The sequence below is a fragment of the Streptomyces sp. NPDC056296 genome (assembly GCF_042268605.1).
Classification (GTDB): domain Bacteria; phylum Actinomycetota; class Actinomycetes; order Streptomycetales; family Streptomycetaceae; genus Streptomyces.
The window spans coordinates 249,277-271,968 of record NZ_JBHJRX010000001.1 but is presented as its reverse complement, the minus strand read 5'-3'; the positions used below and the strand labels follow the sequence as shown (position 1 = coordinate 271,968).

Genomic DNA, 22,692 nt, shown 5'->3' with positions numbered 1-22,692 from the left:
GAAGTTGTCCACAGGCCGGTACGCAATCTTGACGGAGCGGTGCGAACGGGGCGACTCTGGGCGGGTGCCGGAAGGCCTCGGGGAGGGGGCCTTCGATGGCACACCAGGGGGGCGGATGGCCACAGGGGAGGCCGGTCCGGGTTCGGTGCGGAATGGTTCGCAGCCGAGGAAGCGGCTGGAAGAGACCATGCGCAGCCGACTCGGCCGGGAATGCGTGTACGTACCGTCGTGCCGTTTCGGGCTGTACGCGGCACTGCGTCACTGGTGCCCGCCGGGCGGCCGGGTGCTGATGTCGCCGGTCAACGACGACGTCATCTTCTTCGTCGTGCTCGCGGCCGGACTGCGGCCGGTCCAGGCGCCGTTGAATCCGTCGGACGCGTCCATCGACATCGATGCCGTGCCCGAGGAGCTGTGGGGCTCGCTGTCCGCCGTAGTGACGACCAACCTGTACGGCAACCCGGACCCGGCGCCCGGACTGCGGGCCCGTTGCGACGCGTTGGGTATCCCGCTGTTCGAGGACGCGGCGCACGCCATCGGCAGCGAGGTGGGCGGCCGGCCGGTCGGCGCCTGGGGCGACGCCTCCGTTTTCAGCCTGTCCAAGCACGTCGGCGCCAAAGCCGGAGGAATCCTCGCGGTCGCCGACCCGGGGCTGCGGGACACGCTGGAGAAGGCCTGCGACGACCTGCTGCTGCCGCGCCGTACGACGGCCGAACTCGCCTACGCCGTACGGCCGTACGCGGAGGCCGCCGTACGGGGGCTGCGGCTGCGGCGGGCCGCCTGGGCCGCGATGCGGCTGCTGGGGCTGATGGAGCGGGAGGAGATCCGGATGCCGCTGCGTCCGGAGGAGCTGGCCCGCGCGGTCGCCTCGGCCCCCGACCTCGGTGCCCAGGACTCCCTCGATGCCCACGACCCCTGGGTCCGCGTCGACATGCACGACTACCGGCTGCGCGCCGGCCGGTTCCGGCTCGGGCGCATCGGACGCGGACTCGACCGGCTGGACGACGTACTCGCCGACTGCCGTGCGGGTACGGAGCTGCTGCTGTCGACGCGTTGGGCTGCGCCGGCCGGGTGGGAGGGCGCGAGGACCCGATCACCGGGCGCGACACAGCCGTTGTTCCGCGTGCCGTTGCTCGTGGCGGACCGGGGCGCGGCGGTGCGGGCGCTGGCCCGGCGCGGCATCGTCGTCGGCTACCTCTACGACCCGCCGCTGGACGACTACGCGGGCGCCGCCTTCACCGACCCGTCACCCGCTCCCGAGGGGGCGCGCTGGTTCGCGCGGCACGCGCTGCCCGTGGATCCGCTGCGCGCCCGTGCGGCCGTCGCCGCGCTGGAGGAGTCCGGAGTACGACCGGCCGAGGCACCGGAAGGGCTGGTTCCGACCGGTGGCTGAGACCCAGGTGCACGAGACCGCGTCGGCACCCGCGGGCGGCGGCCCGACGCCGTCCGGGAGCGGGCACGGAGGCGACTCGCTCTTCAAGAACGCCTACTTCCTGATGCTCAGCACCGGCGTCTCCGCCGTGCTCGGCCTCGGCTTCTGGCTCGTGGCCGCCCGCTACTACTCGGAGGAGGCCGTCGGGCAGGGCTCCGCCGCCATCGCCGCCATGCGGCTGCTCGCCAGCATCACGGCGACCACGATGATCGGCGCCGTGGTCCGTTTCGTACCGCGGGCCGGCCGCGCGACCGGGCCGCTGGTGTGGCGTGCGTACGCGGCCAGTTCGGTGGTCGTCGCCGTGGCCGCCGTCGTCTTCCTGCTCACCCTCGACCTGTGGGGCGCCTCGTACGCCCCGCTGGGCACCGCCGAGGCGGGGGCGTTGTTCGTCGCGGCGTGCGTGGCCTGGGCGCTGCTCACCCTCCAGGACGGCGTGCTGACCGGGCTGCGCAAGGCGGAGTGGGTGCCCGCCGGGAACGCGGTGTTCTCGGTCGGGAAGCTGATCCTGCTGGCCCTCTTCGCCACCACGGTGCCGGTGCTCGGCATCTTCGTGTCCTGGGCCGTGGCCATCGCCTTCTCCACCCTGCCGCTCGGCTGGCTGATCTTCCGCAGACTCATCCCGCGCCAGGCCGCCGCCGACCACGACGTGGAGCCGCCCAAGGTCCGTGAGATGGGGCGGTTCCTGGCCGGGGACTCGCTGGGCGCGGTGTTCAGCCTGGCGATGATCAACCTGCTGCCGGTGATGGTCGCGGTCAACTTCAGCGCCGCGGAGAACGGCTACTTCTACGTGGCGTACACCGTCGGCGGCACGATGGAGTTCATGGCCATCAACATGGCCTCCTCCCTCACCGCGCACGCCTCGCACGACCCGCGACGCCTCGCCGACGGCGTCCGCGGAGCACTGCGCCGCATGACGCTGCTGCTGGTGCCGGTGGTGCTCTTCCTGGTCGTCTTCGCGCCGCAGATCCTCGCGCCCTTCGACGAGGACTACGCCGAGCACGGTTCCACGGTGCTGCGGCTGCTGGCCATCGGGGCGCTGCCGAGGATCGTGGTCGAGCTGTACATCGGCGTGCTGCGCGTCCAGGGGCGTACCGGCGTACTCGCCGCCGTGCAGGGCACCATGTGCGTCCTCGTGCTGGGCAGCGCGGCGATGCTCTTCAGCCCGGCCGGGATCGCGGGCGCCGGCTGGGCGGTGCTGGGGGGCATGACGGTGGTCGCCGTCGGCTGTGTGCCCGGCCTGCGGGCCACTCTGCGCGGCAGTGACGGAGCCGGTCGTTCCGGCGGGCCCCGGGGCTCGGACGCCTCCGGTGGCATCGGGCTGCGGGGCGTGCGGAAGCCGGGTCCCGGCACCTCCTACGGCACCCACTGGGCCCAGTTGAACGCCACCGCCGGGTACGGCACGAGCTGGGCGCGCCGGGCGGCGTACGAGCACGGGCGGTCCGACGAGGCGCCACGGGACGACACCGTCGCCCTGTTCATAGGGCGCCCGGGGTACGAACGGGAAGCCTTGGAGGCGGACACCCTCGCGGTGATCGTCCGGCGGCCCCGGCACCCCGACGCCGAGACCGGAGCCCCGTCCGGCCAGGACCCGACGCCGGACTTGACCGATGCGGCCACTGAGCCCGATGCGTCTGATGGGCCCCACGCGCTCGATCCGCCCCACACATCCGGTCCGCCCCACGTGCCCGATGCTCCCCACAAGTCCGATGGGCCAGACGCGACTGCTGCTCCCCACGAGTCCGATGGGCCAGACGCAGCCGCTGTGCCCCACGCGAACTCGGGCCTCGACTTCGGAGAGGGTGACGACGGCGGGATCGGGGCGATCCCCGAGCGGCGTCTGAGGCCTGCCCTGTGGCTGCTGCTCGGCGTCGCCACCGTCGTCTTCCTGGTGGCGTCGCGCGACCTGCCGTGGCTGGGCGGCGCCTCCGAGGTCGGGGCCGAACTCACCGGGCAGGAGCTGTTGCGGGGGCTTCCTCTGCCGGCGCTGGTCGCGGGGGCCCTGATGCTCTTGGTGTTCGTGGCGTCCGTGACCTTGTGCGCCTCGCCCGACCCGTGGCTGCCCGGTGGCGCACTGGGTGCCGCCGTACTGGCCCTGCACGCGGCGCCCGTGGCGCTCGGGCGGGAACCGGAGGCGGTCGGTGGGACGTTATACACCGAGACGGCCGGATTTATCGCGGAAGCGGCGGGGCTCGACGGGCCCGGCCCACTACTGCGCTGGGCTCCGCTCGTCCTGCATCTGCTGTGTCTCGTACCGCTGTGGCTGCTGCTGGGGAAGGCGGGCGGCCGGCTGCCGTGGCAGGGACGCTGGGGGGTTCTGTATCTCGTCGCGGTGGGGGGCTGGGTCTGGCGTCAGGAGCTCGCGCCGATCGCGCCGCCTCTCCTCCTGCTGCTCGTCCTCGTCGTCCTGCTCCTGTCCTTGCGCCACCCGGCCTTCATGAGGGGCACGACGGACACGACAGGCCTGACGGAGCTCCCGCACCGCACCAGACCGAACGGCATGTCCAGGGACTGATCAAGCACAGAGCCGAAGAGCCAGGGGGGAACCGTCGTGCGTCCGCCAGCAACTCCACGGGAGAGATCCGCACCAGAGCCCGCGCCCGGTCAGGAAACCCGGGACGCGACGAACGAGGACGCGCCGGAGGCCGGGGAGCCCCGCACCTCGCAGGAGTCGGCCACCACGACCTCGGACGAAGCGTCCGCCCGGCCGGGCCGGAGGACCACCGCACGCGCCCACCGTCTCCCTACCCCGGAGCCCCCCGGCTCCGCCGCCGAGCTGCCCGTGACGGATCTGTCCGACCTCACTCCAGCCGCCTGGCCGGCCCGCGCGGCCGCCGCCTGGCCGGCCGTGCCCCTCCTCGTCGCCCTCGCCCTGTGGGTCTACGCGATGCGGCACACCGACGTGTCCGCCCTGGACGACTACGGCCTGGTCAGCGCCCTGCACCCCACGTTCTGGGCCGGCCTCGCGGTGCTCACCGCGGGTTTCTGGTGCACGGTCCGCGACCCGCGCCGTCGCAACGGCTGGTCGCTCGCGTACGTTCTGGGGCTGCTGGTGATGGAGCGGGCCACCCAGGCCGTTCTCTACCCGACCCCGCTCTACGCGTGGGCGTGGAAGCACGACGCGGTCATCGACCACCTGCTGACGTCCGGCGGTCTCCAGACCGCGGACCAGCTCGGCGACATGGCCGTCTACGACCAGTGGCCCGGCTTCTTCGCCGCCCAGGCGGCGCTGGTGCGGCTGCTGGGTGTGGACAACGCCGCGATGTACATGGCCTGGTGGCCGTTGGTCTCCAGCGTGCTGCTGCTCCTCCCGCTGCTGCTGATCTACCGGACCTTCACCGAGGACCGGCGGCTGATCTGGACCGGCGTATGGCTGTTCTGCGTCGGCAACTGGGTGGGTCAGGACTACTTCTCGCCGCAGTCCGTCGCCTTCGTCCTGCACCTGGGCGTCATCGCGGTCGTACTGCGCCGCTACGGCCGCTCCGGCGGGCGGGGCGGTCGGCAGGGGCAGGCCGTGTGGACCGTACTGCTCAGCGTGCTGGTCACCGCCATCGTCGTCTCGCACCAGCTGACACCCGGCATGCTCGTCGTCACGCTCGTCGCGCTGGCTTTCACACGCCGCTACCGCCACTGGGTCCCGGCGGTCACGACGGTCGTGATCTTCCTGGCCTGGTGCCTCACGGCCGCGCTGCCCTTCCTGTCCGCCGCCATGCCGGACATGATTCGCTCCATCGGCGACGTCGGCGCCAACGTCGAGACCGGGTACGGGGCCACCCCCACCGGCACCGGAGCGGTGGCGACCTCCTGGGCGGCCCGGCTGCTGTCGGGTTCCGTGCTCCTGCTCGCGCTGGTGGGTGTACTGCGCCAGCGGGTCCTGCGGCACCGGGCGCTGCCGCTGCTGCTGGTCGCCGCGGCGCCGCTGCCGATGTTCGTGGCGAGCAGCTACGGCAGCGAGATGATCTTCCGGGTCCTGATGTTCACGCTGCCCGGCGCGGCCTTCTTCGCCGCCGCCGCGCTGCTGCCCAAGGTCCGCACGCTGGCCGCCGACGCCGCCGCGCGGGAGACGGGCGGACGCTCGCCGGCCGCCACCGCCCGGCGCCGCCGCTTCCCACTGCCCACCCTGCCCCCGTCGCGGTACGGCGTGTGGGTGCCGCCGCTGGTGCTGCTCGCCGGGACCCTCGCCTTCGTACCGAGCTACTCGGGCAAGGACCGCATCAACTACTTCCCGCCCCGGGAAGTGGCCCTCGTCCAGCAGCTCTTCGACCAGGCGCCCGACGACTCCCTGGTCGTCGCCGCCAACCGGAACTACCCGCTCGCCTACGAGCAGTACTGGAGAGTCGACCACTACTGGTTCCTCGACGACGAGCGACGCCACGTCGACGAGATCGTCCGGAATCCGGCCGCCGTCCTGGCCAGCGACATGGCCGCCGTGGAAGCACCGGCACGCGCCTACTTCCTGCTCACCCAGGGGCAGACGGCCAATTCGGAGATGAACGGCCAGTTGGACAAGGCGCAGTTGGAGCGCGTACGGGAGTCCGTGGCGGCGTCACCGAAGTTCGAGCTGGTCGCCGAGAACAGCGCCGGCGTGCTCTACGTCCTGAAACCGGCGAGCTGAGAAGGGGAGCGAGTCAGCCATGACACCGCAGGACCTCGTGATCCGTATGCTGCCCCCGTTCGCCGGCTGGCTGGCGCTCGCCGCGCTCGCCCTGCCCGGCGGCTCACCACTGCGCGGCGCGGCGGTCGCCGCGTTCCTGGCCGTCGGGCCGGGCGCCGCCCTGGTCGGGATCTGCGGCCCCGCGCTGCGCGCCCGCCGTGCCGAAGCGCCCGTCGAGCGCCGGGACGCGGCCTTCGAACGCCACTCCGACCTGCTGGAACGGCTGATGCTGGCCGTCCTGCTGAGCGTGAGCGCCGCGATGCTCGTCGCCACGGTGCTGATAGCCGCGCACGCCTTCAGCGGGGACCGCGTCCTGCTGACACTCACCCTGCTGACCACGCTCGCCGCGTTCTGCCCGCGCCTGCGCGCCTCCCCGCCGACGCCCAGCACGGCGCCGGGGGCGGCGCCGAGGACACGGAAGGGTTCCACTCTGTGAGGTTCGCCCGTCCCGCTCGCCGCACGGCCGGAGACTCGACGACGACCGGACAGCACCGCCGGCCCAAGGCCCCCAAGGACCGCGGGGGACCGGGCCGGCGCCGACTGCTGATCACATCCATCACGGCCACCTGCGCGGTCCTGGTCGCGGTGCTCGCCCTGCGCGACGCCTCCGGCCCCGCCGACCCGGCCGACGACCCGAAGTGCCGTCCGACCGAGCTCCTCGAACCGCCCTGCGGCGCCTGGTTCGGTGCCTTCGTGCCGCACGACAAGTCCGACCTGGCCGAGAAGGTGCACGCGTACGAGAAGAACGTCGGGCGCGAGCTCGACATCGTGTACACGTACCACGACATGTCCGCGGTCACGGACACCCGCCTGGAAGGTCAGCTCCTCACCGAGCAGGAACAGCGCGTCGGCGAGGACCGCATGCTGCTGCTGTCCTGGGAGAGCAAGTGGTGGGGCGGTACGAAGCAGCAGCAGCCCACCTGGAAGCAGATAGCCGCCGGCGACCTGGACGACTCCGTGATCGACGTGCAGGCCCAGCGCATCAAGGAGTACGGGCAGCGCACGGGGAAGAAGGTGTTCCTCTCCTTCGACCTGGAGATGGACACCCGCACCCCGGACAACGGCACACCGGCCGACTACGTGCGGGCCTACCGGCACATCCACGACCGGTTCCGCGAGCTGGGCGTCGACAACGTCGTGTGGACCTGGATCATCACCGGCTACCTGGACCACGCCGACCTGTTCGAGAAGATGTATCCGGGCGACGAGTACGTCGACTGGATCGGCTACAACCAGTACAACTACTACCTCTGCCACAAGACGGACTGGCTCAGCTTCGCGCAGACGCAGCACGCCACCCACGACTGGATCCGCGCCAATCTCTCCGACGACAAGCCCCTGATGCTCTCGGAGTTCGGCAGCGCCTCCGACCCGAAGCGGCCGGACCGGCAGGCGGACTGGTACGCGCAGGTTCCCGGCGTGCTCAAGGAACTGGAGGGCGTCAAGGCCGCCCTCCAGTGGAACTACCGCGACCCGGGACCGCACTGCGATCTGGCCGTGGCCAATGACCGGGCGTGGGCCAGCCTGCGCGAGGTGGTCGCCGACCCCCACCTCAACCAGCCCCGCGAGTGACCGCGGTCAGCCGGCGAACTCGGGCCCCCGCACCATGGCCCGCCCCCGCCGGTACCACCGCCACGCGACCGTGCTCGGCCCGTCGCGGTAGGGGGCGATCCGGACGCCCCCTCCCGCCAGCCACGCCTCGACGTCGGCGACCGTGTGGCTGCGCCGCACGATGAGCCGGGCGATGCGGTACCGCTCGTCGCGGTCGGAGCTGAGCGCGTGCCGCACGGCGGTCGCCGTCTCGTACCCGGCGCGGGCCGACAGCGACCGCACCTTCGCGCTGTTGTAGCCGTGCGGGTAGGCGAGGTGGCGGACCGGATGCCCGAGGGCGTCCTCCAGTACGGCCTTGGACGTGCGCAGTTCGTACGCCAGACCCTTGGCGGACAGCGTGTCGAGCTGGGCGTGGGTGACGGTGTGGCTGCCGATCTCCATGCCGGAACGTTCCAGCTCCACCGTCGCGTCCAGGGTCATCATCGGGGCCGGGGGGAGCAGACTGCGGCCGCCCGGGGCGATGGCTCCGGTGGTGAGATAGGCGGTGGCGGGCAGCGCACGCTCGGCCAGCGCCTCGGCCGTGGGGCCGGGCAGGTCGGCGAAGCCGTCGTCGAAGGTGAGCAGCACCGGCCGGGGCGGCAGGGGCGCCCGCCCGGCGAGGTGGTCGGCGAGCACGCTGATCGTGACCGGTGTCATGCCGCTGTCCACGATCGCGTCCAGATGAGCGGCGAACTCCTTCGGGGTGACGGTGAACTCGGCGATCCACGAGGGTGGATCGTCCATCACCGCGTGGTAGAGGAAGACGGGTATGTGCCCGCCAGCCCCGCCGGCCCCACCCACCCCGCCCGCTGAGGGCACGCCCTTTCGCGCCCCGGACGCCTCACTCATCGCGCCTCCAGTCCGACCGTACGCAGGGCGCGACGGGCCCGCAGATAGCCGACGGGGCCGTACAGCATGCCCCGGCGCTGCAGCCGGGACAGGCGCCGCGGCCAGGGATGCGTACGGGAGTCGTGCCCGCCCGGCCCCTCCGCCGCCGCGTCCGCACCGTCGCCGGTCGCGCGTACGGCGGTCAGCCCCCGCGCGTGCGCCAGTCCGCCCGGCACCCGGGCGAGGAAGGCCGGCAGCAGCGCGGGCCGGTTCACCAGGATCGCCGTGAGATACGCGGTGAGGCCGGCGCCGTAGCCGTAGGCCTGGGTCTCCAGGTCCCGCCAGGTCTCCCGGTGGTGGTGCCAGACCAGCGCGTGCGGCGTGTAGCGCAGCCGCTGCCCCTGGGCGAGGACGCGCACGAAGCCGTAGAGGTCGTCGCCGCCCCGCGCGCGCGTGCCCGCGCCGGTCGCGGGGTCGAAGCCGCCGACCGTCCGCAGCACGGCCGTACGGAAGGCCATGTTCGCGCCGGAGCCGAACCGGCCCGCGGTGAACGGGAACAGCGGCTCGTCGGCGGGCGGGTGCCCGGGGTCGTACGTCCGCGGGGTGAACCCCTTCGCGAAGCCGCCGTGGCTCTCCAGGAGCACCTGGGCGGGGGTGCGCAGCCGCGCGGGCAGGATCAGCCCGGTGGCACAGCCCAGGCGCGGGTCGGCGGCGAAGGGGGCGGTCAGCTCGCTGAGCCAGCGGGGGTCGGCGACCACGTCGTCGTCGGTGAAGGCGACCACCTCGCCCCGTACGGCCGCGAGACCCCGGTTGTGGGCGATGGCGAGTCCGGGCACCGGTTCGCACACGTACCGCACCCGCTCGCCGTACTTGCGCTCGACCAGCTCCCGGGTCTCGCCGGTCACGGGCGCGTTGTCGACGACGACGATCTCGAAGTCCGGGTGGTCCTGCGCGAGCAGCGAGTCCAGCGCGCGGGCGAGCTGGTCCGCGCGTTCCCGGGTGGCGACCACGACACTGGCGGACGGCGGCCGGGGCAACGGCCCGGGCGGCGCCCCTTGCGGCAGCTTCCGGGCGAGCCCGGACAGTACCTCCGTGGGATCCGCGCCCTCGGGTACCTGTCCGAGCACGGTACCGACGGGTCGGCCCGCCCGTCTGACCAGGAGGAACACCGCGCCGGACGTCACCGGCGGGCTGCCCGGCCCGGGTCTCAGCTCCGCCCCCTCGGCGCCCGCCGCCCGCCCGTCTTCCCCGGGGCCGAGATCCAGCTCGGCGACCTGCACCGGCCCGATGCTCAGGAACCCCTCTATCTCCTGACGTGTCCGTGTCTCCTGCCACGCACGCCGCACACCGGCCATGCGCCCACCCCCTCGTGGTTGCCCTCCGTCACGACCGGCGCAGCCGGGCCGCGCCCCTCAACGTCCGTACCGCCAGCGACGCCAGCCGGGGCCGGTCGCGCACGAAGCCGTGCGCGCGGCGGGCCGGCTCGCGGCCGAGCCAGTGCAGCGCGGCGCCCGCCCCCACTCGCGTCGCCGCCCCCTCGTACACGGGCAGGCCACCGGTCTTCAGCGCGTCCTTGTACTCCGCGGGGCCCCGCCCCATGTCGAGCATGCCGATGCCCTCGGCGGCGGCTGCCTCGGCCATCCGCAGATGGAGCACAAGACCCGGCGAGTACTTGGCGAACTCCGGGTCGTACGCCGGGAACCAGCACGCCAGGACCGTCGCCGAGCGCAGTCCGAAGTGGGCGGCGACGGGCCGGCCGTCGGCATAGAGCACGGACAGCGTGCCGGTGCACTCCGGTGCCCGGGTCCTGGCGAGCCGCCCGACGAGCCGGGTGATCCACTCCTGCGCGAACCGGTCCCGGCGTCCCGTCCTGCGGTACTGCGCCGACTTCCACTCCATGAGCGTGCGCAGCGCGGCCGGATCCCGCTCGTCGAACACGAAGCGCACGTCCCCGACCTGACGGCCGAGCCTGCGTTCCTTGGCGAGGGTGGTCTTGAGGAACTTCGGCGACCCGTCGCGCAGCACGCTCTCGTACGCCCCGTAGCCCTTCTCCACGTCGATGACGTAGGTGGTGTGCTCCTCGGCGGCGTGGCGCACGAAGAGCTCCTGCTCCGCCTCCAGGTTGTCGAAGGCGAAGCTCGACAGGGAGCAGGCCCGCAGCAGTTCGCGGATGTCCGGGGCGAGGCCCGGGCGCAGCACCGCCCCCTGGCAGTCCGACACCCCGAGTCCGATCGCCCGGCCCTGGCCCAGCGGTCCGCGCTCGTGCGGCAGGAAACCCGCCGCCTCACCGCCGTCGTACACCACCGCGATCCGCGCCCGCGGCCGCACCCGGCCCACGACGTCGGTGAATTCCGGTTCCATGAACGGATTGCGTGGTGCCGTCGACTTGGCGCGCAGCTCGCGCCAGTGCTCCCGTTCCCCCTCGCCCAGTTCCTCCGGCCTGAGCACACGCACACGTCCGCTGTTCAACCCGACCCCCCGATCAAGTCCCCCCTGGACAGAAGGAAGGTACCCCCGGGGGCCGTCCGGCCGGTAGGTAGCGGACCATCTTGTTGCCAACCGGTGCACAGGCCTTTAACCGGCCTTAGCCGATGAAGCCGATGATGTGCCAGGTTTTGGACACGAACGTGCGTCCTCGTGCGCAGTCCTGCCGCACTCGTGCGGACTCGTGCGGACCTCGCGCGTCCTCGTTCGGAAGCGATCGCGGGTGAGTCGGACAGGTGCGGTGTCCGTATTCTCTGATCATGGACCGCACCGCGTATTCACTCGTCGCCACCGACCTCGACGGCACGCTGCTCCGCGGCGACGACACCGTGTCCGACCGGTCACTGGCCGCGCTGGCGCGGGTGTCCGAGGCCGGTGCGCGGCATCTGGTGGTGACGGGGCGGCCGGCGCCCCGGGTGCGGCCCCTGCTCGACCGCCTCGGCCGCACGGGGCTCGTGGTGTGCGGCCAGGGCGCCCAGGTGTACGACGCCGGCGCGCACCGGATGCTGTGGTCGGTCACCCTGGACCGGGAGCTGGCCGAGACCGCGCTCGGCAAGATCGAGGCCGAGGTGGGGCAGGTGCACGCGGCGGTCGACCAGGACGGTGTCGACGGCCTGACGCTCATCGAGCCGGGCTACCTGATGCCGCACCCGACGCTGCCCGCGGTGCGGGTCGAGCGGCGCGACGAGCTGTGGAGCGCGCCGATCAGCAAGGTGCTGCTGCGCCATCCCGAGCTGTCCGACGACGAGTTGGCTGCGACGGCGCGCGCGGTGGTCGGTTCCCTCGCCACCGTCACGATGTCGGGTCCGGGGACGGTGGAGCTCCAGCCGTGCGGCATCACCAAGGCCACCGGCCTGGCGCTGGCCGCCGAGCGCCTGGGCGTGGGCCGGCGGCGGACGATCGCCTTCGGGGACATGCCCAACGACATCCCCATGTTCGACTGGGCGGCCCACGGTGTCGCCATGGCGGGCGCCCACCCCGAACTCAAGGCGGTGGCCGACGAGGTCACCACGACGAACGAGGACGACGGCGTGGCCGTCGTCCTCGAACGGATCTTCAGAGCCTCTTGATACGGCTCAGAGCCTCTTGATACGGCTCAGAGCCTCTTGATACGGCTCAGAGCCTCTGGTGCGGCTCAGTACGCGCCGAAGACGTTGTCCATCGAGCCGTACCGGTCGGCCGCGTAGTTGCAGGCGGCGGTGATGTTGGCGACCGGGTCGTACGGGTCCCAGGAGGTGCCGGGCACGTGGTAGGCCTCGAAGGTCGGGGCGATCACCTGGAGCAGGCCCTTGGACGGGGTGCCGTTGATGGCGTTGATGTCCCAGTTGTTGATGGCCATCGGGTTGCCGGAGGACTCCCGCATGATGTTGCGGTGGATGCCCTCGTACGACCCGGGGATGCCGTGCTGCGCCATGATGTCGAGCGACTCCCGGATCCAGCCGTCGAGGTTGTCCGGGTACGTCGTCGCCGCCGTGGTGGCGGTCGCGGCGGTCGTGGCGGCGGCCGGGGTGGCCGCGGAGGCGCTGGTGGCCCCGATGAGCGGCAGGGCGAGCACGGCGGCGCCGGTGCCGGCCACGGCGAGCTTCCGGGCGAGGCGGGTGGTGCGGGCGTGACGGTTCTGACCGTTGGCAGACATGCTTGAGTCCCTCTCCTTACGCCTGCGAGGTGAGCTGTCGGGTTCGGGCGGGGAGGTGCCCGGCCGGGCCCTGACGGGCACGGCTTCACCCCGAGCCGCTCCGGTGGTGACCGGTGCGGCGACTTACCTGGGTCCCCCGCTCCTGCCTGCGAGTTTGTTGGCGGATGACTGTGCGTCCGGGCGGTGGCAGGATTCGGCGTCCGCCCGACAGGCCGGGAACGTATGCGAGAGCACATGTCCGAAACAAGTGCAGGAATCACCCAACGCGCCTGTTGACCTTGGTCTGAGGTGTTTGAGGCGCTTGATCCTTTGCGGCTGCCAAGGCTCAACTGGCTTGCGGGGCAAAGGGAGGGCACAGTCGGCGGCGGGGTTGCCTCCAGGTGGGGCGGAGTGAGCCAACTCACGGGCTTCAACAAGGCTGGCAAATCGGGCATTAGGGCCAACCTGGAGTCAATCGGCCACAGGTCAGGAGGGCTTCGGGTCTCGGCCGGCTGCCGGGCGGGCCCGCCGTCCTGCGCGTCTCGTCTCCGGCCCCGCTCCGGTCGGTGTTTCCGCGCGCTGTGCGGGCATCCGTTCGGGACGGGATCGGGACGGGAGTGGGGCGGGATCGGGGCGGGATCGGGGTGATCCGAGCGGGTGACGTATTCGGCGTGCGGGCCGTTGGGAGGGGTGATGTGATCTTCGACGGCGGGTTTCGGCCCCCGGTGATGGCGATCAATATCTGCTCATATCACCTGATCAAAAACATACCGCGCATGATCCGATACCGACCGGCCTGTAACGGTGGGCGCTAGCGGTGATCGAAAGGTGACCGGATACGCTGACTTGAGTGGTGGCAGCGACCTATCGACAAACCAGGTAATCGCCAGTAGACACCAGCAGACAGGAGACCCCTCGTGACCGTCGTCGGGCCGTTCGGGCTGAGCGTGCGGGACCAGGCTCTGGAAGCCGATGTCCAGGCCGGATTGGTTGCTGTCGAGGAAGGGTTGCTTGAGGCAACCAAAAGCGAGGTTCCGTTCATCACGGAGGCCGCCCAGCATCTGGTGCGGGCCGGGGGTAAGCGTTTCCGGCCACTGCTGGTGATGCTCTCCGCCCAGTTCGGCGACCGCTACGCCCCCGGCATCGTGCCCTCGGCCGTCGTCGTGGAGCTGACCCACCTCGCCACCCTGTACCACGACGACGTGATGGACGAGGCCGCCGTACGGCGCGGCGTCGCCAGCGCCAACACCCGCTGGGACAACTCGGTCGCGGTCCTCACCGGCGACTTCCTGTTCGCCCGCGCCTCGCAGATCCTCGCCGACCTCGGTCCCGAGGCGGTCCGCGTGCAGGCCCTGGCGTTCGAGCGGCTCGTCACCGGCCAGATTCTGGAGACGGCGGGGCCGCAGGACGGCCGGGACCCGGTCGACCACTACCTGGACGTGCTGGGCGGCAAGACGGGCTCGCTGGTGGCGGTCTCCTGCCGGTTCGGCGCGATGATGTCCGGCGCGGACGAGACGGTCGTGGACGTGCTGACCCAGTACGGCGAGCGACTCGGCGTCGCCTTCCAGCTGGCGGACGACGTCCTGGACATCGCCTCCGACTCCCACGAGTCCGGGAAGACGCCCGGGACCGACCTGCGTGAGGGCATCCCGACCCTCCCGGTGCTGCGGCTGCGCGAGCGGGCGGCCCGGCTGGGGCTCGCCGAGGACATCGCCCTGTGCGAGCTGCTGGACTCCGACCTGGGCGACGACGCGCGGCACGCGGAGGCGCTGCGGCTGCTGCGCGCCCACCCCGCGCTGGAGCAGGCGCGGCGGGACACCGTCCGGTACGCCAAGGACGCCCGGGCGGCGCTGGCCCCGCTCAAGGAGTGCGAGGCCAAGTCCGCGCTGGTGGAGCTGTGCGATGCCGTGGTGCACCGGGCCGGCTGACCGCCCGGTCGCGTACCCCGCCCCCTACGGGCCGGGGGAGTCGCACTCCCTCCGTGTCATCCCGCAGGAGTAGGCGGAGTTGAGCCCGCGGTCTGACGATTCCGCTTGGCCGATTTGGTCAGATGGACACCACGGAAACACCAATCCTCACCGATTCGGGTGAGAATGGCGGCTCACGGGTGAACGAGCGCGAGGTCGTGAGACAGCCGCCGCCGACGACGGAGGTAGGGCACACATGGCACCGATCGATTCCGACGACAACACGACCGCCGGGGAGGGCGAGGGCCTGCGCGCCGGACGGCGCAGGGCCGCGCGGTACGTCGTCCCGGTCGCGGTGATGGGAGTGGCGGCCGCGACGATCGGGCTCGTCCCCGCGCTCGCCGACTCGGGGGACCCCGACCTTCCGAAGGTCACCGCGGAGCAGCTCATAGAGAAGATCGCCAAGTCGGACGTCGAGCAGCTGTCCGGCACGGTCAAGATCAGCACGGACCTGGGTCTGCCGGACCTCGGCGGCCTGGAGAGCGGCCTGATGTCCGGTATGTCCGGCGGTCCGGGCTCGGGAGGGGACGAGGACGGCTCCGCCGCCGACCCGTCGGCCAAGCTCACCGAGCTGGTGTCCGGCACCCACACGCTGCGGGTCGCCGCCGACGGCCCCGACCGGCAGAAGCTGTCGCTGCTGGAGAACGCCGCCGAGTACAGCCTGATCCACAACGGCAAGGACGTCTGGGGCTACGACAGCGAGTCCAACGAGGTCTACCACTCCACCACGTCCGGCAGCGCCGAGCAGCCGGAGAAGGAGGTGCCGGCCACCCCGAAGGACTTCGCCGACCAGGCTCTCAAGGCGGTCGACGACACCACGTCCGTGACCGTCGACGGCACCGCGCAGGTGGCCGGCCGGGACGCGTACCGACTGGTGATCAAGCCCAAGCAGGAGGGTTCCACGGTCGGCGCCATCAGCGTCGCGGTGGACGCCGAGACCGGCATGCCGCTGAAGTTCACGCTGACCCCGTCGAGCGGCGGCGCCGCCGTGGTGGACGCGGGCTTCACCAAGGTCAGCTTCGCGAAGCCGGACGCGTCGACGTTCGACTTCACCCCGCCCAAGGGTGCGAAGGTCACCGAGGGCGACGAGGTGGCCAAGGCGCCGGAGCACGGGCGGGAGGCCGAGGGTGACCTCGCCGAGGAGATGGAGGGCCTGAAGGGGACGGACGGCCTGAAGGGGACGGACGGCCTGAAGGTCATCGGCGAGGGCTGGAACTCGATCGCCACCTTCGACACCGGCGGCCAGGGCCTGCCCACGGCCTCCGCGGGCGGCGACCTCGGCGGCTTCCTCGGCTCCTTCGGCGACCAGGTCAAGGGCGACTTCGGCTCCGGCACGGTCTTCAAGACCCGCCTGGTCAACGCCCTGATCACGGACGACGGCAAGGTCTACGCCGGTGCGGTCACCAAGGACGCACTGGTGAAGGCGGCCGACGCGGCCCAGTAGGCGTCAGGCGCAGGCGTCAGGCAGGTTCAGGCGTCAGGCAGGCGTCAGCCGTCAGGCAGGCGTCAGGCGTATGGCACGGAGCAGCTACGACGAAGCGAGGGAGCCGATGGCCGAAGCGTCCGCCACGGAAGCGGAGAGCCCGGACCAGGGGGACGGCGCGGACGACGCCGTCATCGCCACCCGGGCGCTCACCAAGCGCTACCGCGGCGGACAGCTCGCCGTCGACGGTCTGGACCTGACCGTCCCGGCGGGCAGCGTCTTCGGCTTCCTCGGCCCGAACGGCTCCGGCAAGACCACCACCATCCGCATGCTGATGGGCCTGATCGAGCCCACCTCGGGCACCGCCCGGGTCCTGGGCCGGCCCATGCCGCGCGCGGCCCGCACCGTACTGCCCCAGGTCGGCGCCCTCATCGAGGGCCCCGCCCTGTACGGCTTCCTCTCCGGACGCGACAACCTCCTGCGCTACGACGCCGCCGACCCGGCCGCCGACCCGCGCACCCGGCGTGAGCGTGTCGCGGCGGCGCTGGATCGGGTGGGCCTCGCGGCCGCCGCCGGCAAGAAGGCGAAGGCGTACTCGCTCGGCATGAAGCAGCGCCTCGGGCTCGCCGCGGCGCTGCTCCAGCCGCGCCGCCTGCTGGTCCTGGACGAACCGACCAACGGGCTCGACCCCCAGGGCATGCGCGAGATCCGCGCGCTCGTGCGCGAACTGGCCTCCGACGGCACGACCGTCTTCCTCTCCTCCCACCTGCTGGACGAGATCGAGCAGGTGTGCACGCACGCCGCCGTGATGACGCAGGGGCGACTGATCAGCCAGGGCGCGGTCGCCGACCTGGCGGCCGGGGCGCGCGGCCGGCTGGTGGTGACCACACCGGACGCGGGGGAGGCGGCCAGGGTGTTGAAGGAACAGGGGGCCGGGGACGTGGTCGTCGCCGAGGACCGGGTGACGGCGGAGCCACCGGACCGCGACCTCGCCGACCTGAACGCCGCCCTGGTCGCGGCCGGTGTCCGCGTCCGCGGCTTCGGAGTGGAACGCGCCTCCCTGGAGGACGCGTTCGTGGCGCTTACCGGGGAGGGCTTCGATGTCGCGGGCTGACACGTCGGGGGCTGACACGTCACGGGCCGAGTCCTCGCGGGCCGAGTCGTCGCAGGCAGAGGCGCGGGCCGAGGCACCCCGGCCCGCGGTGCGTGCCCCGAGCCCGCTGTGGTCCTTCGGGCTGCTCCGCAGCGAACTGCTGATCACCTTCCGGCGCTGGCGCACCCTCGCCCTGCTGGGCGTGCTGGCCGCCGTGCCGGTCCTGGTGGGGATCGCCGTGAAGATCGAGACGAGCGACGGGGCGTCGTTCGGCGGTGGTGGCGGAGGCGGTGGCGGCGAGGGCCCGGCGTTCATCTCGCAGATCAGCAACAACGGTCTGTTCCTGGTCTTCACCGCGCTCGCCGCGACCCTCCCGTTCTTCCTGCCGATGGCCGTCGGCGTCGTCGCGGGCGACGCGATCGCGGGCGAGGCGAACGCGGGCACGCTCCGCTACCTCCTGGTCGCCCCGGCCGGCCGCACCCGGCTGCTGCTCACCAAGTACGCCACGGTGATCGCCTTCTGCCTCGCCGCCACCCTGGTGGTCGCGGTCTCGGCGCTCGCGGTCGGGGCGCTGCTGTTCCCGGTCGGTGAACTGACCACCATCTCCGGCACCCGGATCACCTACGCCGAGGGCCTGGGCCGCGCCCTGCTCATCGCCCTGGTCGTGGCCGCCTCGCTCATCGGTGTCGCGGCCCTCGGCCTGTTCGTCTCGACCCTGACCGGCAGTGGCGTCGCGGCGATGGCGACCACGGTAGGGCTGCTGATCACCGTCCAGATCCTCGACCAGATCCCGCAGCTCGACGCGCTCCAGCCGTACTTCTTCTCGCACTACTGGCTGTCCTTCGCCGACCTGATGCGCGAACCGGTCTACTGGGACGACCTGGTGCGGAACCTCGGCCTCCAGGCCCTCTACGCGGCGGTGTTCGGCTCGGCGGCCTGGGCGCGGTTCACGGCGAAGGACATCACCTCGTAGGCACGGTGTCCGTCTGCTCGTACGGAAAACGGGCGAGCGGCGCCTCCTGTGCGAAGAAGGTCTTGGCGCCCGCCAGCGCCTCGGTGTCCTTCAGGACGTCACCGGGCTTGCTGCCGTTGCCCAGCAGTACCCCGCCGAAGCGCATGCCCATGTAGGCCGCCGAGTTGCTCAGGGTGCCGATCAGCGGGTCGGCGACCTCCTGCTCCTGATGCGCGAGCGCGGTGACGCCCCACAGGGTGCGGCCGGCCAGGGTCGCCTTGAAGTCGAGGCCGGGGGTGCGCAGCCAGCCGGACCAGTAGTCGAGGTAGCGCTTGACCGGGGCGGACAGCGAGTACCAGTACAGCGGCGAGGCGATCACGATGTCCGTGGCGGCGAGCGTGGCGTCGAGCAGCAGGCCCGCGCTGCCCTCCGTGGGGCGGAGGTGGTCGCTGTCGTGCCGCAGGTCCTCGAAATCGGGCAGCGGATGCTCGGCCAGGTCGATCCACGTCTGCTCGACGTCCGTGGGCAGTTGTTCGGCGGCGCGGCGGGCGAGCAGTTCGGTGTTGCCGTCGGGTCGGCTGCTGCCCAGCACGAAGAGGAAGCGGCGGGCCATGAGATCTCCCTGGAATGGTTGGCGTGCGCGAATACCAGCACGTGCATTATATGCACACGCAAGTAACTATCTCTATCTGTCCACTGTGTGCGAGTGGCTCAGCGCACCCGCCCGGTGAGGCGGACCAGGGAGCCGGTGCCCCGTGGAGGGCTTCCGTCCGTGTCGCCGAGGCGCCAGGCGGGGACCCATGGAACGCGATGGACGTCCACGGCCGCTTCGAGCAGCTTCACGCGCTGGGCGAGTGGCCGGGGCAGCCGCCCGGGCGCGTCCGCGACGAGGACGACGGAGTCGAGGTCGAGCCCCGCCGGAGCCTGCCCGTGCCGGAAGGCCGCCACGGCACGGTGGACCGCCGTCAGCCCGGCCGCGTGCGTACGGGCGACGAGCAGCACCGACGACGGGTCGCCTGGGCCGGGCCAGCCGCGTCCGCAGTCCTGCCCGCCGTACACGGCGGCGAGCGTCGAGACGCCGGCGCCGCCGTGGGCGCCGACCCAGGAGAAGCGCCGGGGGGCGGTGGGGGAGGGGGCGCGCGGCGGTCCCGGGGCCGGGGGCTCCGAGGCGGGCGGCTCTGAGGACGGTTGCGCCGGGGTGGGCGGCTCTGAGTACGGTTGCGCCGGGGTGGGCGGCCTTGAGGCGGGTGGTGCCGGGGCGGGCTGCCTTGAGGCGGGTGGTGCCGGGGCGGGCTGCCCTGGGGTGGGTGGCGTCGCGGGCGGCTCCGGTACGGCCACCGGTCCGCGGATCCAGATCTCCGGTCCCTGTCGCATGCCAGTCCGCCTGCCCGGTCCCCTTCCGTGGCACGCCCCCGCGCGCCCGCCCCGTATCGACCCGCCGATACGGTCGTGACCTCCTGGAACGAGCCTGTGACACCCCGGTGACGTGAGAATCGCGAGCGAGCGGAGAGACTCGACAGTAGGTGTACGACAGGCATGACAGGCTCTGGACGGCAGGTAATCGAAACCGCCGACGGAAGCCGCCGATGAGTGGGGGAACGATGTCTCGACTCGGCCGCGAGAAGCAGCGGGACCACGAGGGCGCCGAGCGCTCGCCCGCCCCCGCTGCGACGCCGATCGACGTCCGCGTGCCGGTGGCCGATTCCGACGCACGCAGCGCTTCGATCGACGGCTCGCTGATCGTCGCGGCCCCCGGCGAGGAGATCCAGAACGCCGTCCTGAACCGCCTCCACCGCCTCGCCCTCGCCGCCGGTCACCCGGTCCACGCCATGATCCACGACGAGCGCATCGGCTACTCCGTCCCGCTCCGCGTCGACCCGGACGGCTCCAGCCACCTCGCCGCGGAGCCGGTTCCGACGGCTCCCGAGGAACCGGCCGTACGGCGTGACCAGCACACGCACGTCCTGCGGACGGTGGAGCCGGTACGGGACAGCGCCCCGACGTTCCGCCTCCCGAACGTGCCCGAGCCGCAGCGGACGCCGGCCGGCGAGTCCGCGCCGACGTTCACGCTGCGTGCCCTGCCGGAACCGGCCGAGGGCGCGGCGCCCGGCACGGTGGCGCCGCCCACGGGGGAGTTCGGTCCGCCGCCCCGGATGGACGGAGCTTCCGCGACCGGCGCCCGCGAAGACGCGGCACCGCCGGCACCGCCGGCACCGCCTGCATCACCGGCCGCACCTGGGCCGATCCAAACTGCTGAGCCGATCCATGGTCCTGAGCCGATCCATGGTCCTGAGCCGATCCATGGTCCTGAGCCGATCCATGGTGCCGAGCCGATCCATGGTGCCGAATCGAAGGACGGTGCTGAGCCGATCGCCGCCCCCAGGCCGGTCGCCGCTCCGAAGCCGCCCCCCGTCCCCGAGCCTGTCGCCGACCTCGACCCCGACCCCAAGCCCACTCCCGCCCGCGGCTTCGACGCCGTGGCCGAGGCCGTGCTCGGGGACGAACCGCTCACCGCACCCGGTGACGCCACCGCCCCCGCGCTCCTCGCGGAGCCGACGGCCCGCATCAACGAGGCCGTCAAGGAGGGCCGGACGGAGGCGGCCGCGCAACTGGCGGAGCAGACCGTGGCCGAAGCCTCGGGGACGCTGGGGCCGGAGCACCCGGAGGTCCTCCGGCTCCGCGAACTCACCGCGTACATCGCCTATTTGTCGGGCGACCCGGACCGCGCCTTCCGCCTCTCCCTCGACCTGGCCCGGATACACCGCCGCGCGGGCGACGCGGAGGCCGCGTACGGCAACGTCCAGAGCGCGGCCACCGCCTGGCGCGCCGTACGCGACCCCGCACGGGGCCTGGAGCTGGGGCACGAGCTGGTCGGTCTGTGGAGCGAACTCGCCGCCGAGGAGGGACCGGCCGCGGAGGACTCCGAGCAACTGGAGTCCGCCCGGTGCCGCATGGGGCGCCTCACCGAACGTGCCCGCGCCCAGACCGGCTGACCGGGCGGGGCCCGAGGACGCGGCGCGTCGGCCCTACTGCGACAGTTCCCACATCGCGTACGCGATGGCGTCGCTGTTGCGGTTCAGGGCCGTGTCGTTGATGTTGGCGGTCGTGTCGCAGGACGAGTGGTAGCAGCGGTCGAACGGCTGGCCCGCGGTGCCGCCCCACTTGGCCGCCTGCGCGGACGTCTTCCGGTAGTCGGCGCCGCTGAAGAGGCCGCCGACGGGGACGCCCGCGTTCTTGAAGGGCGCGTGGTCGGAACGGCCGTCGCCCTCGGTCTCGATCTCCGTGGAGACGCCGAGGCCGGCGAAGTAGTCCTTGAAGGTCTTCTCGATGGTGGGATCGTCGTCGTAGACGAAGTAGCCGGGGTTGGGCGAGCCGATCATGTCGAAGTTCAGATAGCCGCTGATCTTCGCGCGGCCCGTGGAGCCGAGGCTGTTGACGTAGTAGCGGGAGCCGACCAGCCCCAGCTCCTCCGCGCCCCACCAGGCGAACCGCAGATGCTTGGTGGGCTGGTGGCCGGACCGGGCGACGGCGAGCGCGGTCTCCAGGACGGCTGCCGAGCCGGAGGCGTTGTCGTTGATGCCCGGGCCGGAGGAGACGCTGTCCAGATGTGACCCGGCCATGACAACCTGATTCGCGTCGCCGCCGGGCCAGTCGGCTATCAGGTTGTAGCCGGTGCGGCCGGAAGCGGTGAAGCGCTGGACGGTGGTGGTGAAACCGGCCGCGTCCAGCTTGGCCTTCACGTAGTTGAGCGAGGCCTGGTAGCCGGGGCGGCCGTGGGCGCGGTTGCCGCCGTTCGCCGTGGCGATCGACTGGAGTTGCGTGAGGTGGGCCTTGACGTTGGCTACCGGTATGTCGGGCGCGGCGACGGCCGCGGAGGCGGGGTCGGCCGTGGGTGCGGGTGCGGGTGCGGGTGCGGCGCCGGCCATCGATCCGCCGGTGATCAGCGTGGCGACCGCGACGGCACCGGCCGTCAGCGCACGCCCGGAACGGGGGAGCTTCATGTGGGGGGCTCCAGATTCCTAGGGAGGCCCTGGGGAGGGGACTCCGCAGTGAATGGGGTGCCTGGATGGTGTGGCCGATACTGACCAACCGTCAAGACCGCTATTCGGCCACGGTGTCGCGTATATCGGAAGCCCCTGGAGAGCGCGCCCCGTTAAGCGTGGAATGTGCGCTCCAGCTCTAGTGAACGCAGAACTCGTTCCCCTCCGGATCCGCCATCATCACCCACTCCCCGCCCTGCTCCTTCACCTGCCGCAGGACGCTCGCTCCCAGCGCCTCCAGCCGGGCGACCTCCGCCTCGCGCCGACCCTCGCCCGGGTGCAGGTCGAGATGGAGCCGATTCTTGCCGGTCTTGGCCTCCGGTACACGCTGGAACAGCAGCCGCCGCCCCAGCCCGGTGCCGCTCTCCTCCTGGAAGGGGTCGTCGGGATGCCGTACGGCGGCCAGGTCCCGCCAGGCGCGGCGGCCGTGGGACGCGACGGTCAGCTCGGCCGGTACGGCCCCGAAGCCCAGCAGCTTCTCGATGAGTGCGCTGTTGTCCTCCACCTCGTAGTGGAGGGCGGTGGCCCAGAAGTCCGCCTGCGCGTGCGGGGCGGCGGCGTCGATGACGATCTTGAAGTGCAGGGGAGCCGGTCCGGAGGTCGATGTCATGTAACCAGTT

General features: G+C 72.2%; 19 protein-coding genes and 1 riboswitch. Of the genes, 11 read left to right on the top strand and 8 right to left on the bottom strand.

Annotation, left to right across the window (positions count from 1 at the left end):
- Nucleotides 1–115: 115 nt before the first annotated feature.
- The 5 genes from ACFCZF_RS01335 to ACFCZF_RS01315 all read left to right on the top strand — a co-directional run bounded on the left by ACFCZF_RS01335 (nt 116) and on the right by ACFCZF_RS01315 (nt 7,652).
- Nucleotides 116–1,390, top strand: a complete 1,275-nt coding sequence (locus tag ACFCZF_RS01335) for a DegT/DnrJ/EryC1/StrS family aminotransferase (RefSeq protein WP_376669884.1) — start codon at nt 116–118, stop codon at nt 1,388–1,390.
- Nucleotides 1,383–3,941 (top strand): lipopolysaccharide biosynthesis protein, encoded by a 2,559-nt coding sequence (locus ACFCZF_RS01330; RefSeq protein WP_376669883.1) that lies wholly within the window; start codon nt 1,383–1,385, stop codon nt 3,939–3,941. Before ACFCZF_RS01335 ends, ACFCZF_RS01330 begins: the two co-directional genes overlap by 8 nt.
- Nucleotides 3,942–4,208: 267 nt before the next feature.
- Nucleotides 4,209–6,041, top strand: coding sequence for a glycosyltransferase (locus tag ACFCZF_RS01325; RefSeq protein ID WP_376669882.1), 1,833 nt, complete (start codon nt 4,209–4,211; stop codon nt 6,039–6,041).
- Nucleotides 6,042–6,060: 19 nt separating this feature from the next.
- Entirely contained in the window at nt 6,061–6,516 is a 456-nt protein-coding gene (locus tag ACFCZF_RS01320) for a hypothetical protein (protein ID WP_376669881.1), read from the top strand.
- Complete coding sequence (locus ACFCZF_RS01315) at nt 6,513–7,652, top strand: glycosyl hydrolase (RefSeq protein WP_376669880.1); 1,140 nt, start codon at nt 6,513–6,515, stop codon at nt 7,650–7,652. Before ACFCZF_RS01320 ends, ACFCZF_RS01315 begins: the two co-directional genes overlap by 4 nt.
- 6 nt (nt 7,653–7,658) lie before the next feature.
- Here ACFCZF_RS01315 and ACFCZF_RS01310 read toward each other — a convergent pair whose 3' ends face one another.
- From ACFCZF_RS01310 to ACFCZF_RS01300, 3 genes are all read right to left on the bottom strand, one after another.
- Nucleotides 7,659–8,414, bottom strand: coding sequence for a polysaccharide deacetylase family protein (locus ACFCZF_RS01310; protein WP_376669879.1), 756 nt, complete (start codon nt 8,412–8,414; stop codon nt 7,659–7,661).
- Between the two features lie 101 nt (nt 8,415–8,515).
- Nucleotides 8,516–9,853 carry a glycosyltransferase gene (locus ACFCZF_RS01305; RefSeq protein WP_376669878.1) on the bottom strand — a complete coding sequence of 446 codons (1,338 nt, stop codon included), beginning with the start codon at nt 9,851–9,853 and terminating at the stop codon, nt 8,516–8,518.
- A 28-nt stretch (nt 9,854–9,881) separates the two neighbouring features.
- Nucleotides 9,882–10,946, bottom strand: a complete 1,065-nt coding sequence (locus ACFCZF_RS01300) for a GNAT family N-acetyltransferase (RefSeq protein WP_376669941.1) — start codon at nt 10,944–10,946, stop codon at nt 9,882–9,884.
- A gap of 296 nt (nt 10,947–11,242) precedes the next feature.
- Between ACFCZF_RS01300 and ACFCZF_RS01295 the strand changes: the two genes are divergently transcribed.
- On the top strand, nt 11,243–12,052 hold the full coding sequence (locus ACFCZF_RS01295) for an HAD family hydrolase (RefSeq protein ID WP_375912634.1): 810 nt from the start codon (nt 11,243–11,245) through the stop codon (nt 12,050–12,052).
- Nucleotides 12,053–12,117: 65 nt separating this feature from the next.
- Here the strand turns inward: ACFCZF_RS01295 and ACFCZF_RS01290 are convergent, their stop codons facing one another.
- Complete coding sequence (locus ACFCZF_RS01290; protein ID WP_376669877.1) at nt 12,118–12,618, bottom strand: transglycosylase SLT domain-containing protein; 501 nt, start codon at nt 12,616–12,618, stop codon at nt 12,118–12,120.
- Nucleotides 12,619–12,623: 5 nt separating this feature from the next.
- Nucleotides 12,624–12,791: riboswitch (cyclic di-AMP (ydaO/yuaA leader) on the bottom strand.
- Between the two features lie 723 nt (nt 12,792–13,514).
- Here ACFCZF_RS01290 and ACFCZF_RS01285 point away from each other — a divergent pair.
- From ACFCZF_RS01285 to ACFCZF_RS01270, 4 genes are all read left to right on the top strand, one after another.
- Complete coding sequence (locus ACFCZF_RS01285; protein WP_375912628.1) at nt 13,515–14,525, top strand: polyprenyl synthetase family protein; 1,011 nt, start codon at nt 13,515–13,517, stop codon at nt 14,523–14,525.
- Between the two features lie 235 nt (nt 14,526–14,760).
- Complete coding sequence (locus ACFCZF_RS01280) at nt 14,761–16,008, top strand: outer membrane lipoprotein carrier protein LolA (protein WP_376669876.1); 1,248 nt, start codon at nt 14,761–14,763, stop codon at nt 16,006–16,008.
- A gap of 106 nt (nt 16,009–16,114) precedes the next feature.
- The gene (locus ACFCZF_RS01275; protein WP_376669875.1) at nt 16,115–17,101 is read left to right on the top strand and encodes an ABC transporter ATP-binding protein; all 987 of its coding nucleotides are present in this window, start codon (nt 16,115–16,117) and stop codon (nt 17,099–17,101) included.
- On the top strand, nt 17,088–18,053 hold the full coding sequence (locus ACFCZF_RS01270) for an ABC transporter permease (RefSeq protein ID WP_376669874.1): 966 nt from the start codon (nt 17,088–17,090) through the stop codon (nt 18,051–18,053). The genes ACFCZF_RS01275 and ACFCZF_RS01270 overlap by 14 nt, the downstream gene beginning before the upstream one ends.
- On the opposite strand, the gene ACFCZF_RS01265 is transcribed toward ACFCZF_RS01270, so the two are convergent.
- Together ACFCZF_RS01265 and ACFCZF_RS01260 are read right to left on the bottom strand one after the other, a co-directional pair.
- Nucleotides 18,043–18,645, bottom strand: coding sequence for a flavodoxin family protein (locus ACFCZF_RS01265; RefSeq protein ID WP_376669873.1), 603 nt, complete (start codon nt 18,643–18,645; stop codon nt 18,043–18,045). The two genes, ACFCZF_RS01270 and ACFCZF_RS01265, sit on opposite strands and share 11 nt — an antisense overlap.
- A 98-nt stretch (nt 18,646–18,743) precedes the next feature.
- Entirely contained in the window at nt 18,744–19,406 is a 663-nt protein-coding gene (locus ACFCZF_RS01260) for a DUF6668 family protein (RefSeq protein WP_376669872.1), read from the bottom strand.
- Between the two features lie 227 nt (nt 19,407–19,633).
- Between ACFCZF_RS01260 and ACFCZF_RS01255 the strand changes: the two genes are divergently transcribed.
- A complete protein-coding gene (locus ACFCZF_RS01255; RefSeq protein ID WP_376669871.1) occupies nt 19,634–21,025 on the top strand; it encodes a tetratricopeptide repeat protein in 1,392 nt (463 codons plus the stop codon).
- A 33-nt stretch (nt 21,026–21,058) separates the two neighbouring features.
- On the opposite strand, the gene ACFCZF_RS01250 is transcribed toward ACFCZF_RS01255, so the two are convergent.
- Entirely contained in the window at nt 21,059–22,033 is a 975-nt protein-coding gene (locus ACFCZF_RS01250) for a M28 family metallopeptidase (RefSeq protein ID WP_376669870.1), read from the bottom strand.
- A gap of 178 nt (nt 22,034–22,211) precedes the next feature.
- Nucleotides 22,212–22,682: a VOC family protein gene (locus tag ACFCZF_RS01245; protein WP_376669869.1), complete on the bottom strand. Its 471-nt coding sequence runs from the start codon at nt 22,680–22,682 to the stop codon at nt 22,212–22,214.
- Between the last annotated feature and the right edge of the window lie 10 nt (nt 22,683–22,692).

Coding starts and splice junctions, on each gene's coding strand:
- ACFCZF_RS01335 (WP_376669884.1), top strand. CDS start 116: ATGGCCACAGGGGAGGCCGGTCCGGGTTCGGTGCGGAATGGTTCGCAG.
- ACFCZF_RS01320 (WP_376669881.1), top strand. CDS start 6,061: ATGACACCGCAGGACCTCGTGATCCGTATGCTGCCCCCGTTCGCCGGC.
- ACFCZF_RS01310 (WP_376669879.1), bottom strand. CDS start 8,414: ATGGACGATCCACCCTCGTGGATCGCCGAGTTCACCGTCACCCCGAAG.
- ACFCZF_RS01305 (WP_376669878.1), bottom strand. CDS start 9,853: ATGGCCGGTGTGCGGCGTGCGTGGCAGGAGACACGGACACGTCAGGAG.
- ACFCZF_RS01295 (WP_375912634.1), top strand. CDS start 11,243: ATGGACCGCACCGCGTATTCACTCGTCGCCACCGACCTCGACGGCACG.
- ACFCZF_RS01290 (WP_376669877.1), bottom strand. CDS start 12,618: ATGTCTGCCAACGGTCAGAACCGTCACGCCCGCACCACCCGCCTCGCC.
- ACFCZF_RS01280 (WP_376669876.1), top strand. CDS start 14,761: ATGGCACCGATCGATTCCGACGACAACACGACCGCCGGGGAGGGCGAG.
- ACFCZF_RS01275 (WP_376669875.1), top strand. CDS start 16,115: ATGGCCGAAGCGTCCGCCACGGAAGCGGAGAGCCCGGACCAGGGGGAC.
- ACFCZF_RS01270 (WP_376669874.1), top strand. CDS start 17,088: ATGTCGCGGGCTGACACGTCGGGGGCTGACACGTCACGGGCCGAGTCC.
- ACFCZF_RS01265 (WP_376669873.1), bottom strand. CDS start 18,645: ATGGCCCGCCGCTTCCTCTTCGTGCTGGGCAGCAGCCGACCCGACGGC.
- ACFCZF_RS01260 (WP_376669872.1), bottom strand. CDS start 19,406: ATGCGACAGGGACCGGAGATCTGGATCCGCGGACCGGTGGCCGTACCG.
- ACFCZF_RS01255 (WP_376669871.1), top strand. CDS start 19,634: ATGTCTCGACTCGGCCGCGAGAAGCAGCGGGACCACGAGGGCGCCGAG.
- ACFCZF_RS01250 (WP_376669870.1), bottom strand. CDS start 22,033: ATGAAGCTCCCCCGTTCCGGGCGTGCGCTGACGGCCGGTGCCGTCGCG.
- ACFCZF_RS01245 (WP_376669869.1), bottom strand. CDS start 22,682: ATGACATCGACCTCCGGACCGGCTCCCCTGCACTTCAAGATCGTCATC.